The 12856-nt window shown below is 70.0% G+C and carries 11 protein-coding genes and 4 pseudogenes; 13 read left to right on the top strand and 2 right to left on the bottom strand.

Annotation, left to right across the window (positions count from 1 at the left end; translation table 11 throughout):
• Positions 1–135: 135 nt before the first annotated feature.
• Genes x551_RS05350 through x551_RS05340 form a run of 3 tightly spaced genes read left to right on the top strand, consistent with a single transcriptional unit; the run spans position 136 to position 3269 of the window.
• Positions 136–1095, top strand: coding sequence for a bifunctional hydroxymethylpyrimidine kinase/phosphomethylpyrimidine kinase (locus x551_RS05350; protein ID WP_011830768.1), 960 nt, complete (start codon positions 136–138; stop codon positions 1093–1095).
• Positions 1096–1111: 16 nt separating this feature from the next.
• Complete coding sequence (gene hemL / locus x551_RS05345) at positions 1112–2422, top strand: glutamate-1-semialdehyde 2,1-aminomutase (RefSeq protein WP_036231572.1); 1311 nt, start codon at positions 1112–1114, stop codon at positions 2420–2422.
• 16 nt (positions 2423–2438) lie between these two features.
• Positions 2439–3269, top strand: a complete 831-nt coding sequence (locus x551_RS05340) for a D-hexose-6-phosphate mutarotase (RefSeq protein WP_036231570.1) — start codon at positions 2439–2441, stop codon at positions 3267–3269.
• A 16-nt stretch (positions 3270–3285) separates the two neighbouring features.
• On the opposite strand, the pseudogene x551_RS05335 reads toward x551_RS05340, so the two are convergent.
• Both x551_RS05335 and x551_RS05330 read right to left on the bottom strand, forming a co-directional pair.
• A pseudogene (locus tag x551_RS05335) lies at positions 3286–3758 on the bottom strand (DUF6152 family protein).
• A gap of 19 nt (positions 3759–3777) precedes the next feature.
• Positions 3778–4230 carry a hypothetical protein gene (locus tag x551_RS05330; RefSeq protein WP_051495661.1) on the bottom strand — a complete coding sequence of 151 codons (453 nt, stop codon included), beginning with the start codon at positions 4228–4230 and terminating at the stop codon, positions 3778–3780.
• 62 nt (positions 4231–4292) lie between these two features.
• Between x551_RS05330 and mpl the strand changes: the two genes are divergently transcribed.
• The 10 genes and pseudogenes from mpl to x551_RS26955 all read left to right on the top strand — a co-directional run.
• Positions 4293–5642 (top strand): UDP-N-acetylmuramate:L-alanyl-gamma-D-glutamyl-meso-diaminopimelate ligase, encoded by a 1350-nt coding sequence (gene mpl, locus x551_RS05325; RefSeq protein WP_036231566.1) that lies wholly within the window; start codon positions 4293–4295, stop codon positions 5640–5642.
• Positions 5639–6235, top strand: a complete 597-nt coding sequence (locus x551_RS05320) for a YqiA/YcfP family alpha/beta fold hydrolase (protein ID WP_011830774.1) — start codon at positions 5639–5641, stop codon at positions 6233–6235. The genes mpl and x551_RS05320 overlap by 4 nt, the downstream gene beginning before the upstream one ends.
• 34 nt (positions 6236–6269) lie before the next feature.
• The gene (locus x551_RS05315) at positions 6270–8327 is read left to right on the top strand and encodes an RNB domain-containing ribonuclease (protein WP_036231564.1); all 2058 of its coding nucleotides are present in this window, start codon (positions 6270–6272) and stop codon (positions 8325–8327) included.
• Positions 8328–8339: 12 nt separating this feature from the next.
• Positions 8340–9230: a TonB family protein gene (locus x551_RS05310; protein ID WP_011830776.1), complete on the top strand. Its 891-nt coding sequence runs from the start codon at positions 8340–8342 to the stop codon at positions 9228–9230.
• Positions 9227–10110, top strand: a pseudogene (gene aroE / locus x551_RS05305) (shikimate dehydrogenase). Before x551_RS05310 ends, aroE begins: the two are co-directional and overlap by 4 nt.
• Positions 10107–10883, top strand: a complete 777-nt coding sequence (locus x551_RS05300; RefSeq protein ID WP_011830778.1) for a transglycosylase domain-containing protein — start codon at positions 10107–10109, stop codon at positions 10881–10883. Before aroE ends, x551_RS05300 begins: the two are co-directional and overlap by 4 nt.
• Positions 10884–10917: 34 nt before the next feature.
• A pseudogene (locus x551_RS05295) lies at positions 10918–11528 on the top strand (hypothetical protein).
• A complete protein-coding gene (locus x551_RS05290) occupies positions 11528–12070 on the top strand; it encodes a TlpA disulfide reductase family protein (RefSeq protein WP_036231562.1) in 543 nt (180 codons plus the stop codon). The pseudogene x551_RS05295 and the gene x551_RS05290 overlap by 1 nt, the downstream one beginning before the upstream one ends.
• Before the next feature lie 86 nt (positions 12071–12156).
• Positions 12157–12606 carry a type II 3-dehydroquinate dehydratase gene (aroQ, locus tag x551_RS05285; protein ID WP_161727972.1) on the top strand — a complete coding sequence of 150 codons (450 nt, stop codon included), beginning with the start codon at positions 12157–12159 and terminating at the stop codon, positions 12604–12606.
• 80 nt (positions 12607–12686) lie between these two features.
• Positions 12687–12856, top strand: a pseudogene (locus tag x551_RS26955) (acetyl-CoA carboxylase biotin carboxyl carrier protein); the annotation flags it as partial.

Raw genomic sequence — 12856 nt, 5'->3', positions numbered from 1 at the left:
TGACAAAAGATTGTAGCGATCGCCTTTGGCAAAAAATCAAGGGTTAGTGGGCACATACGCAACATTCCTCATCATTTTCTGGAACTCCGTGACTGCATGCGCGGCCACGGCTCCAAGCCCTGATCGAACCCTCTCATGAACACGATCGCGCCCAGCGCTACCGAACCCACCGAGCCCGCTGCGAGCGACGCGCCGCCGGCGTGCGTGATGAGCTTCAACGCCAGCGACCCGAGTGGTGCCGGCGGGCTGGCCGGCGACATCTCCACCATCGCCGCGATGGGCGCACACGCCCTGCCCGTTGTCACCGCCATCGTGATGCGCGATACCGCCGAGGTCTTCGAATCGCACGAGATCGAGGCCGACACCATCGTCGAGCAGGCCCGCAGCATCCTCGAGGACGTGACCATCTCGGCGTGGAAGGTCGGCTTTCTCGGCAGCGCCGAGGGCGTGGCCGGCGTGGCCGAAGTGCTGAGCGACTACCCCGACGTGCCGCTGGTCGCCTACCTGACCAGCGTGTCCTGGCTCGAAGAAGACGACCAGCAGGCCTACCAGGACGCCTACCGCGAGCTGATCCTGCCGGCCACCGAGGTCCTGGTCGGCAACCAGCAGACCCTGGTCGACTTCCTGTTGCCCGAATGGGAGGCCGAACGGCCGCCCTCGGCCCGCGAGCTGGCGGTCGCCGCGGGCGAGCTCGGCGCCCGCTACGTGCTGGTGACCGGCATCGCCCTGCCCGCCAGCCGCGGGGCCGAGGCCCAGGTCGACAATGTGCTGGCGTCGCCGCAAGGCGCGATCACCGGGGAGAAGTTCGAGCGCTTCGACGCCACCTTCCTCGGAGCCGGCGAAACCCTGGCCGCCGCACTGGCCTCGCTGCTGGCAAGCGGCCAGGATCTCCACCTCGCGGTCTCGGAGGCGCTCAGCTTCCTCGACCAGGCGCTGGACGCCGGGTTCCGCCCCGGCATGGGCAATGTGGTCCCCGATCGCTTCTTCTGGGCGCTGCCGGAAGCCGAGCCCGGCGCCGAGGAAGAAGGACTGATGGGCGAGCCTGCCACCGACGAACTGCCGTCCGCCGAGCGCGGGCCGCGCCGCATCCACTGATCAAAGCAACTCCACGATGGCCGACTCGCGCAATGCCAGCCTGTTCGAACGGGCCCGCCGCAGCATCCCCGGGGGCGTGAACTCGCCGGTCCGCGCCTTCCGCGCAGTCGGCGGTACGCCGCGTTTCATCGCCCGGGCCGACGGCGCCTACCTGTGGGACGCCGACGGCAAGCGCTACATCGACTACATCGGCTCCTGGGGACCGATGATCCTCGGTCACGGCCACCCCGCCGTGCTGGAGGCCGTGCAGAAGGCAGCAACCGAGGGCTTCAGCTTCGGCGCCCCGACGGAGCGCGAGGTGGAACTGGCCGAGGAGATCCTGAAACTGGTCCCCAGTGCCGAGCAGGTGCGCCTGGTCAGCTCGGGCACCGAGGCGGCGATGAGCGCGTTGCGGCTGGCGCGCGGCGCGACTGGGCGCTCGAAGATTGTCAAGTTCGAGGGCTGCTACCACGGCCATGCCGACGCGCTTCTGGTGAAGGCCGGCTCGGGGCTCGCGACCTTCGGCCACCCCACCTCGGCCGGCGTGCCTCCCGAGGTGGTGCAGCACACGCTGGTGTTGACCTACAACGACGTGACGGGCCTCGAGGCGGCCTTCAGTGCGCACGGCGCCGAGATCGCCTGCGTGATGATCGAGCCGATCGCCGGCAACATGAATTTCGTACGGGCCGGCCTCCCGTTCATGAAGCGGCTGCGCGAGCTGTGCACGCAGCACGGGGCGCTGCTGGTGTTCGACGAAGTGATGACGGGCTTTCGCGTCGCGCTCGGCGGCGCCCAGAGCCTGTATGCGAAGGCGATTCCCGGCTTCAAGCCCGACCTCAGCGTGTTCGGCAAGGTCATCGGCGGCGGCATGCCGCTCGCGGCTTTCGCCGGGCCGCGCGCCATCATGGAACAGCTCGCACCGCTCGGCCCGGTCTACCAGGCCGGCACGCTGAGCGGCAACCCGGTCGCCACCGCGTGCGGCCTGGCCACGCTGCGCGAGATCCAGAAGCCGGGCTTCTTCGAATCGCTGGCAGCGGGCACGCGCGACCTGCTCGACGGACTGCTGCGCGCGGCCACTGCGGCTGGCGTGCCGATGGTGGGCGACTGCGAGGGCGGCATGTTCGGCTTCTTTTTCCCGAAGACGGCGCAAGCCGCGCTGCCGCAGAACTATGTCGAGGTGATGGCCACCGACGGCGAGCGCTTCAACCGCTATTTCCACGGCATGCTCGACCGCGGCGTGTATCTGGCGCCGGCTCTCTACGAAGCCGGCTTCGTCAGCGCCGCGCACACGCCGGCCGACATCGAGGCGACGCTCGCCGCGGCCCGCGCCACGCTGGCAGCGGCCTGATCGCGGCCGGGCCCGCATGGCGATGACCGAGGTGCTCGGCCAGGCGGCTGTGGTCCTGCGGACCGCGGACGGCGCCGAGGCGACGGTGCTGCTGCACGGTGCCCATGTGGTGTCGTGGCGACCTGCGGGCCTGCCGGAGCAGCTCTATCTCTCACCACGGGCGCAGGCCGGCCCCGGCCAGGCAGTGCGGGGCGGCATCCCGGTGATCTTTCCGCAGTTCGAACGCCGCGGGCCCTTGCCGCGCCATGGGTTCGCACGCGATCGCGCGTGGACGCTGGTCGAGTACGGCCCGCAGCGCCAGCACACCCAGGCGGTGCTGAGCCTGACCGATACCGACGCCACCCGCGCGGTGTGGCCCCACGCGTTCGAGGCCGAACTGACCGTCAGCCTGTCGGGTCGCGCGCTGGAGATGGAACTGGCCGTGCTGAACACCGGCGATCGGGCCTTCGAGTTCACCGCCGCGCTGCACACCTACCTGCGCTGCGACGACGTGCGCGAGGCCCGCGTCTCGGGGCTGCTGGGCGGTGACTTCGAGGACAGCCTGCGCGGCACAACACACCGCCAGGAGATCGAGCCGCAGGCGATCGTCGGCGAAATCGATCGCATCTACTGGAACGTCGCGTCGCCGGTGGTGCTGCAGGCGCCGCAGCGGCGCGTCTCCATCAGCGCGGAAGGCTTCCCGGACCGCGTGCTCTGGAACCCCGGCGCCGAGAAGGCGGCAGCGATGGCCGACCTGCCCGACGACGACTGGCTGCAGATGCTGTGCATCGAGACCGCCTGCATCGGCCAGCCCGTGCCGCTGGCCGCGGGCCAGGAGTGGTTCGCTCGACAGACCCTGCAGGCCTGAGTTCGCCAGTTCGTAATCAGGCCGGCGACGACCGCAGGCCGTAGGCCTGCCCGGCCACGAACAGGTACTCGGCCCGCAGCACGGCCTCGCCCTGTTCGCCACCGAAGGTAAAGCCCAGCAGGGCCAGTGACGTACCGGGTCGGATTTCGGCGACCTTCCAGGCCTCCATGCGCGTCAGCGGTGCGAGTTCCACATGCCACAGCCGGTCCTTGCGCGTCGGCAGCACCGCCGCGGCCAGCAGCCCGGGCCCGTCGACCTGGGCGCTCTGCGCGGGCAGCGGGCGCTTTGCCAAGTCGGCAGGCAGGCGCAGGTCGGACGCCACCTCCAGGTCGAGTTCCACGTGCGGGTTGCGCCAAGCGACCCGGACCGAGCGCCCCTCGAGGTAGATCGGGCGGCCCTGGTCGAAGCGGCTCCAGCATGGTGGGCCTGCCCCCGCAGCGGCAGCACCGCGCCGGCGCACGCGGCGAGCATCAGGTGGCGACGTTTCATCGGCTTCTCCTTTCCGGCCTCAGGCGTAGGCGATCCAGCGACCGCAGATGATGACGGCGATCCATAGCCCCAGCGACAGCACGGTCTGCGCGCGCGCCCAGACATCGAACCGGTGCAGGCTGCCACGGGCATGGAAGATCGCCGCATTGCTGCCGGCCGCCAGCAGCAGCGCCATCTTCAGCGTGAAGGAGCGGTTCGCCAGCAGGTCGCCCGGCTGGCTGCTGAACATCAGCGCACCGGACACGGCCGCCACGCCGAAGCCCAGCAGCGTGACCGGCAGCGCGAGCCGCGCCAGCGCCGGCACGCTCAGGGCCGGCGCGGCGCCCCACAGGCGCAGCTCGAACACCACAAGGCTGCCGAACAGCAGCGCGATGCCGCACAGGTGCACGGCCTCGAGCGCCGGGTACAGCCAGGGGTGCTGGGCCAGCCCGGTCCAGGCCGGCAGCACGAGTGGAACGGCTTGTGCTTCCATGTCGCAGAAGGTAGCAGTCTCGGCGGTCGCCGCGGCAACCCGCGTCCCTAGAATGATCGGCCATGCACATTCACATCCTCGGCATCTGCGGCACCTTCATGGGCGGCCTGGCCGCACTGGCTCGCGAGGCCGGGCACCGGGTCACCGGCTGCGATGCCAACGTCTACCCGCCGATGAGCGACCAGCTCCGCGCGCTGGGCATCGAGCTGATCGAGGGCTGGGACGTGCAGCAGCTCGCGCTGAAGCCCGACCTGTACGTGATCGGCAACGTGGTCTCGCGCGGCAACGCGCTGATGGAGGCGATCCTCGACGCCGGCCTGCCCTACACCAGCGGACCGCAATGGCTGGCCGAGCACGTGCTGCAGGGGCGACATGTGCTGGCGGTCGCCGGCACGCACGGCAAGACCACCACAACCTCGATGCTGGCCTGGATCCTGGAGAACAACGAGCGCCGGCCCGGCTTCCTGGTCGGCGGCGTGCCGCAGAACTTCGAGGTCAGCGCACGGCTGGGCGAGGGCCAGCCCTTCGTGATCGAAGCCGACGAATACGACACCGCGTTCTTCGACAAGCGCAGCAAGTTCGTGCACTACCGGCCGCGCACCGCGGTCCTGAACAACCTGGAGTTCGACCACGCCGACATCTTCGCGGACCTGGCGGCCATCGAAACCCAGTTCCACCACCTGCTGCGCACGGTGCCGACCAGTGGACGCGTGATCGTCAACGCGCGCGAGGAGAGCCTGGCGCGCGTGCTCGGGCGCGGCTGCTGGAGCGACGTTCAGCGCTTCGGCGTGCGCGGCGACGTGCCCGGCTTCCGGGCCCGCGGCGAGCCGCACAGCTTCGACGTGCTGAAGTCGGGCGTGCAGGTCGGTCGCGTGGAGTGGGCGCTGCTGGGTGAGCACAACCAGCTCAATGCGCTGGCCGCGATCGCCGCAGCGGAGCACGTCGGCGTCGCGCCGGCCGACGCAGCCCGCGCGCTGGCCGGCTTCGCGAACGTGAAGCGCCGGCTCGAACTGCGCGGCGAGGTCCGCGGCATCAAGGTCTACGACGATTTCGCCCACCACCCGACGGCCATGCGCACCACCATCGACGGCTTGCGGCGCCGGATCGGCGAGCAGCGCATCCTGGCCGTGTTCGAGCCGCGGTCCAACACCATGAAGCTCGGCGCGATGAAGGCCCAGCTGCCGTGGGCGCTGGAGGAGGCCGACCTGGCCTTCTGCCACAGCGGCGGCCTGGGCTGGAACGCCGGCGAGGCGCTGGCGCCACTGGGCGACCGCGCGGTCGTCGGCGACTCGATCGACGCGCTGGTCCAGCGCGTGGTCCAGGCGGCGCGCAGCGGCGATCACGTGCTGTGCATGAGCAACGGCAGCTTTGGCGGCATCCACGACAAGCTGCTCGCCGCGCTCGCGCGATGAAGCCGCCGTCGCATCTGCTCTACCTGCATGGCTTCCGCTCCTCGCCCGGTTCGGCCAAGGCGCAGCGCGTGGCGGCCGAGGTCACCCGGCTGCAGGACGCGGGCCACTCCCTGGTGTGGTGCTGTCCCCAACTCCCGCCGTCGCCGGCCGCGGCAAAGGCGCTGATCGATTCGCTGACCCATGACTGGCCGTCCGATCGCATGGCGGCGATCGGCAGTTCCCTGGGCGGCTTCTATGCCACCGTGCTGGCCGAGCAGCGCGGTTGCCGCGCGGTCGTGCTCAATCCGGCCGTCGACCCGGCCGACACGCTGGCCGGCCAGATCGGCGAGCAGACCGGCTGGCACGACCCGGCCCTGCGCTTCGAGTTCACCGCGGCCCACGTCGAGGAGCTGCGGGTGATGCGGCCGCCGCGCCTGCGCGATCCGGCGCGCTACCTCGCCGTCATCGCGAAGGGCGACGAGGTGCTCGACTGGCGCGACATGACGGCCCGCTACGCCGGCGCCCGCATCAAGCTGCTGGAGGGCGGCGACCACGCGCTGAGCGACTTCGACGACCACCTCCCGGATCTGTTGGGCTTTCTCGACCTGGGCTGACCGCGCATTGGCGGATGGGACAATCCGCCCCGATATGTCCGATACCTACGCCCTGTTCGAAGAAGCCGGCAAGTTCCTCGCCGGCCGTGTGATGTCCGAGGCCGAGAGCTCGCTGCAGGTGGAGCTCGATTCCGGCAAGCGCGTCAAGGTCAAGAGCGCCAACGCGCTGCTGCGTTTTGCGAAACCTGCGCCAGCCGAGCTGCTGGCGCAGGCGCACAGCCTGTCGGGCGAGATCGACCTCGACCTGATCTGGGAGGTCGCGCCGGACGAGGAGTTCGGCTTCGACGACATTGCTCGCGAGTACTTCAATGCCCAGCCCGACGCACCGCAGCGCGCGGCCACGCTGTTGCGGTTGTTCGATGCGCCGCACTACTTCCACCGGCGCGGCAAGGGACGCTTCCGCAAGGCGCCGGAAGACATCCTGAAGCAGGCCCTGGTGGCGATCGAGCGCAAGGCGCAGCAGGCCGCGCAGATCGAGTCCTGGGCGGTCGAGCTGGCCGGCGGCCACTGCCCGGCGCCGATCTCCGAGCAGCTCTACCGCATCCTGTTCAAGCCCGACAAGAACGGCCCCGAGTACAAGGCCGTGGTCGAGGCCGCGAAGCGTTCGCACAAGGCGCCGCTCGACCTGCTGAAGGACGCCGGCGCGATCACGAGCCCCTACCAGTTCCACTGGAAGCGCTTCCTGTTCGAGTTCTTCCCCAAGGGCACGGCCTTCCCGCCGCTGCAGGCGCCGCCGATCAAGAACGATCTGCCGCTGGCCGCGGTGCAGGCTTTCTCGATCGACGATTCGAGCACCACCGAGATCGACGACGCCTTGTCGGTGCAGGGGCTGGGCAGTGACACCGTCGTGTTTGGCGTGCACATCGCCGCGCCGGGCCTGGCGGTCCAGCCCGGATCGGCTGTCGACCAGGTGGCACGCACGCGCTGGTCCACCGTCTACATGCCGGGCCACAAGCTGACCATGCTGCCCGACGAGGTGGTGCAGAGCTACACGCTGCTCGAAGGGCGCGACTGCCCGGCGGTGTCGGTGTACTTCAGCCTCGATGCGGCGTCGCTGGCCGTGAAGGCGGTGGAAACGAAGCTCGAGCAGGTGCACATTGCCGCCAACCTGCGCCACGACCAGCTCGACGCGGTGGTCACCGAAGCCTCGCTGACCGGCGAGGCGCCGGCCGGCTACGCCTTCGCGCCCGAGCTCTCGTTCGCTTTCCGCCTGGCCCGGCATCTGAAGGCGCAGCGCGAGCTGGTGCGCGGCAAGCCCGAGAACTTCAACCGGCCGGACTACAACTTCAGGCTCGACGGAGGGAACGCCGGCGAGCCCGACGGCAGCGAGACGGTCGTCATCACCGAACGCAAGCGCGGTTCGCCGCTGGACCTGATCGTCGCCGAGGCAATGATCCTCGCCAACAGCCACTGGGGCGGCTGGATCGCCGAGTGCGGCGTGCCGGGCATCTACCGTAGCCAGGCCAGCATGGCCCCGGGCATCAAGGTGCGCATGGGCACCAAGCCGGCGCCACATGCGGGCATGGGCGTCAAGCAGTACACCTGGGCTACCTCTCCGTTGCGGCGCTACGTGGACCTGGTCAACCAGTGGCAGATCATCGCCTGCGCGCGGCACGGCCGCACCGCGGCGCTGGCCGCACCGTTCAAGCCCAAGGACGCCGAGCTGTTCTCGGTCATCTCGGGCTTCGACGCCGCGTACACGGCCTACAACCAGTTCCAGAACGGGCTGGAGCGCTACTGGACGATGCGTCATCTCGAGCAGGCAGGCCTGACCGAGCTGGAGGCCGCGGTGATGAAGGACGGGCTGGTCCGCGCCGAGACGCTGCCGCTGGTGTTCCGGGCCCTCGGCTGCGAGTCGCTGCCGCGCGGAGCCCGGGTGCGGGTGCGCATCACCGGGACCGATCTGCTCACACTGGAGCTGCACGCCAGCCTCGTCACCCGGCTCGACGATCCGGCGACGCCGGCCGACGATGCGCCGGTCGATGCCGAGGAGGCCGACGAAGCGGCCGAGGCCGCCGCGCCGCTCGCGCTGGCGATCGACCTGCAGGATGGCGACAATGCCGCCGACCCGGCCCCCTCCGGCGCCGCCTAGGATGCCCGACGCATGAAGCTGATTCCGCAACGCTGGGCAGAGCGCCTCCGGCGACTCACCGCACTGCACGTCGCGCTGCTGATCTCCTTCGGTGTTCACGCGGTGCTGCTGACGGTGCGCTTCGTCGATCCGGAAGGCTTCAACCGCGTGTTCAAGGACACGCCGCTCGAGGTCATCCTGGTCAACGCGCGCTCGACCGAGCCGCCGCTGAAGGCGCAGGCGATCGCACAGGCCGCGCTGGCGGGCGGCGGCGAGGCCCAGGCCGGCCGCGCCACCTCGCCGCTGCCACCGTCCGCCCTGACCGAGGTCGGCGATTCGCTGGAAGACGCGCGCCAGCAGATCCAGTCGCTGCAGGAGCAGCAGATGCAGCTGCTGGCGCAGATCCGCCGCGAGCTGGCGCGCCTGCCGCCGCCCGACCCGCAACGCGACGAGGGGAGCCCGGACGCCCGCGCCCAGGCCGAACAGCGCCAGCAGATGCTGCAGATGCTGGCCGAGATCGAGAAGCGCATCAACGACGCCAATGCCCGTCCGAAGAAGCGCTACGTGAGCCCGTCGACCAGCGAGGCGGTGTACGCCGTCTACTACGACGTGCTGCGCCGCAAGATCGAGGAACGCGGCACCCTGAACTTCCCCGAGGACAAGGGCCGCAAGCTCTACGGCGAGCTGACGATGATCGTCACCGTCGACGCGCTCGGCCAGGTGCTCGACACGGAGATCGTCCAGAGCTCGGGCCAGCGCACGCTCGATCGTCGCGCCCAGGCCATCGTGCGCGCGGCATCGCCGTTCGGCCCCTTCACCGACGCGATGCGCAAGCAGGCCGACCAGATCGTCGTCGTGTCGCGCTTCCGCTTCACGCGAGACGAGGGCTTCGAGACGCGGCTCCTGCAGTCGTCGCCGCAATGAAGGACCGCGCGGACGCCGCGGCCCGCGATCGCTACGCGGTCGCCGGCCACCCGGTCGAGCACAGCCGCTCACCGTTCATTCATGCGCGATTCGCCGCGCTGACGGGAGAGCCGATCGACTACGGCCGGCTGCCTTGCCCGCTCGATGGCTTCGCCGCCACCGTGAGCGCCTTTGCGGCATCGACCGGCACCGGGCTCGGGCCGGCGCGCGGCTGCAACGTCACGGTGCCATTCAAGTTCGAGGCCGTCGCGCTCGCCGCGCAGCTCACACCGCGCGCCGCACTGGCCCAGGCGGCCAACACCCTGCGCTTCGATGCCGAAGGCTGGCAGGCCGACAACACCGACGGCGCCGGGCTGGTGCGCGACATCACGGTCCATGCCGGCGTTGCGTTGCAAGGCGCCACACTGCTGCTGGTCGGCGCCGGCGGCGCGGCGGCCGGCGTGCTGGGGCCGCTCCTCGAGACCGGGCCGCAACGGCTGGTGCTGGCGAATCGCTCGCCCGACAGGGCCCGCACGCTGGTCGAGCGCCATGCGGCGCTGGCGGCGCTGCATGGCGTGACGCTCGAGGCGGCAGCGCTGGACGACTGCGGCGACGGCTACGACATCGTCGTCAACGCCACCGCCGCCAGCCTCGCCGGGGCCACGGTGCCGGTCGCCGCGCGCGTGCTGCGCCCCGGCGCACTGGCCCTGGACATGATGTACGGGCCCGCAGCGCAGGGCTTCTGCGCTGGGCGGCGGCGCACGGCGCACACGGCCGTGACGGCCTGGGCATGCTGGTCGAGCAGGCGGCAGAGTCGTTCTGGTTCTGGCGCGGCGTGCGCCCGCCGACGCCGGCCGTGCTGGCCGAATTGCGTGCCGTCATCGAAGGGGCCGACACATGAAGCGCCTGGTCCGCTGGCTGGTGCTGCTGGCCCTCAGCGCCATCGCCTTGCAAGGGGTGTTCGTGCTCCGCATCGCGATGATGCGTTTCGTCGACCCCGAGTCCACCACCTTCCAGCGCAGCGAGATCTGGCGCCTGGCGACCGAGCGCCACGAGGTCCTGTGGTCTCAGCGCTGGCAACCCTACGAGCGCATCGCCGCAACACTCAAGCGGGCGGTGATCGCATCGGAAGACGCCAGCTTCACCGACCACGGCGGCGTGGACTGGGAAGCGATCGAGAAGGCCTGGGAGCGCAACCAGCGCGCCGAGGCACGCGCCGAGAAGCTGCAGGCACAGCTCGAGAGCCAGCAGCAGCGGCGGGCGGCCAACGCCCGGTCGGCCCCGCCCCGCCCGGCCCCGGTGGCGAAGATCGTCGGCGGCTCGACCATCAGCCAACAGCTTGCGAAGAACCTGTTCCTGTCGGGCGAGCGCAGCCTGGCCCGCAAGGGGCAGGAATTCGTCATCACCTTCATGCTCGAGGCGCTGCTCGACAAGGAACGCATCCTGGCGATCTACCTGAACAACGTCGAGTGGGGCGAAGGTGTGTTCGGCGCGCAGGCTGCGTCCCGCCACTATTTCCGCGTCGATGCCGGCCAGCTGAGCGCGATGCAGGCAGCTCGTCTGGCCGTGATGCTGCCGGCCCCCAAGCGCTTCGAGAAGCGCCCCGGCTCGGCCTATGTCAGCGGTCGCGCTGCGACCATCGTGTCGCGCATGTCGGCGGTCGAACTGCCCTGAACCGGGACCCCGGCTCTCCGCTCCAACCCGCGCCATGCCCTCTTCCGCCCCGTCCGCGCTCAGTGCCGAGATCGCCGCAACCGCGGCCCGGCTCGTCGTCGAAGAAGGACTCGAATACGGGCCGGCCAAACAGCGGGCCCTGAAGCTGCTCGGCCACCGTGGCCTGCCGGCGCGAGACTTGCCCGACAACGACTTGCTTGAATACGAAGTCCGCACTTACATCGAACTGTTCTGCGCCGAGACCCAACCGCGCGAACTGGCGGCCCTGCGCGAAGTGGCACTGGCTGGATGGAGCGGCTGGCCGAGTTCCGCCCGCACCTGAGCGGCGCGGTCTGGCGCGGCACCGCCACCCGGCTGAACGACGTGCACCTGCAGCTCTACTGCGACGATTCGAAGGCGGCCGAGATCGCGCTGCTCAATGCCGGCATCGGCTACGACGTCGGCAGCACCCGGAGCCCGAACGGGCGCACCATTGACGTACTGAGCCTGGCCCAGCCCTGCGCCACGTTGAATGAATCGGTCACGGTACATCTCAGCATCCTGGACCACGACGACCTCCGCGGCGCGCTCAAGCGCGACGCCCACGGCCGCAGTGCCCGCGGCGATGCCGCAGCACTGCGCCAATTGATGACGAAGGACGCCTGATGAATCCACCCCCCATCGCTTCGGCACGCCGCCGCCGACTGGTCTTCGGCCTGGGAGCGGGGGCCGGCGTAGGCGCCGGGGTGTGGCTGGCGCTGCGGCAGCAGGCACCGGCGCTCGACCCGACCGTCACGGCGCTGTGGGCGTCGAGTTTTGACCGCCCCGAGGGCGGTACGCTGGCGATGCAGAGCCTGCGCGGCAAGCCGCTGCTGATCAATTTCTGGGCCACATGGTGCGCACCCTGCGTCCGAGAATTGCCGGAAATTGATCGCTTTCATCGTGATTTCCAGTCCAAAGGCTGGCAAGTTGTCGGCCTAGCCGTCGACGGGCCGACCCCGGTCCGCGAGTTCCTGGGCCGCCTGAAGCTGGGTTTTCCGATCGGGCTGGCCGGCTTCGAAGGCAGCGAACTGTCGCGCCAACTGGGCAACGAACAGGGCGGCCTGCCCTTCACCGTGGCCTTCGATGCGAGCGGCCGGCCGGTGCAGCGCAAGCTGGGCGAGACCTGCTACGAAGACCTCGCCGCCTGGGCGCGGGAGCTGGGCTGAGCACGCCCGCTTCGTGATCGACCATCGCCCCGTTTGCGCGTAAAGTCGCGGCTTCGCCGGGGGATCTGCCGGCATCGAACTCGCATCTGATGGAAATACTCGTCCTTCATGGACCCAATCTCAACCTGCTCGGCAGCCGCGAACCGGCGGTCTACGGCGCCACCACGCTGGCCGAGATCGACGCGGCCCTGCTGCGGCGCGCGGGCGAGGCCGGGTTCGGATTGGCGAGCTTCCAGAGCAACCACGAGGGCGCACTGGTCGATCGGGTACAGGAGGCGCGCAGCGACGGCACCCGCTTCATCCTGATCAACCCGGCCGCCTTCACGCACACCAGCGTCGCGTTGCGCGATGCGCTCGCCGCGGTGGCCCTGCCCTTCATCGAGGTGCACCTGTCGAACGTGCACCGCCGCGAGGCCTTCCGTCACCATTCCTATTTCTCGGAGTTGGCCGAAGGAGTGATCGTCGGTCTGGGCGCCAGCGGCTACCGCCTGGCGCTGGAGTTCGCGCTCGAACGGCTCGGCGGCACACACAACTGAGCGGTGGCCCTGCCGCGGTACACCGCCGCGCAGGCCCGGTTTGAAGAAACCATAACGACATTCGTTGGAGAGAGAAATCCATGGACCTGCGCAAACTGAAGACGCTGATCGACCTGGTGTCGGAGTCCAACGTCTCCGAACTGGAGATCACCGAGGCCGACGGCAAGGTGCGCATCGTCAAGAGCGCGCCGGTGGCGACGGTTGTGGCCGCGCCGGTGGCGGCGCCCGTGGCCCCCCGCGGTCGCGGCGG

The organism is Methylibium sp. T29 (assembly GCF_000576205.1).
GTDB lineage: Bacteria > Pseudomonadota > Gammaproteobacteria > Burkholderiales > Burkholderiaceae_C > Methylibium > Methylibium petroleiphilum.
Note: the sequence above shows the minus strand (reverse complement) of the source record. Positions and strands in the feature narration are given on the sequence as shown.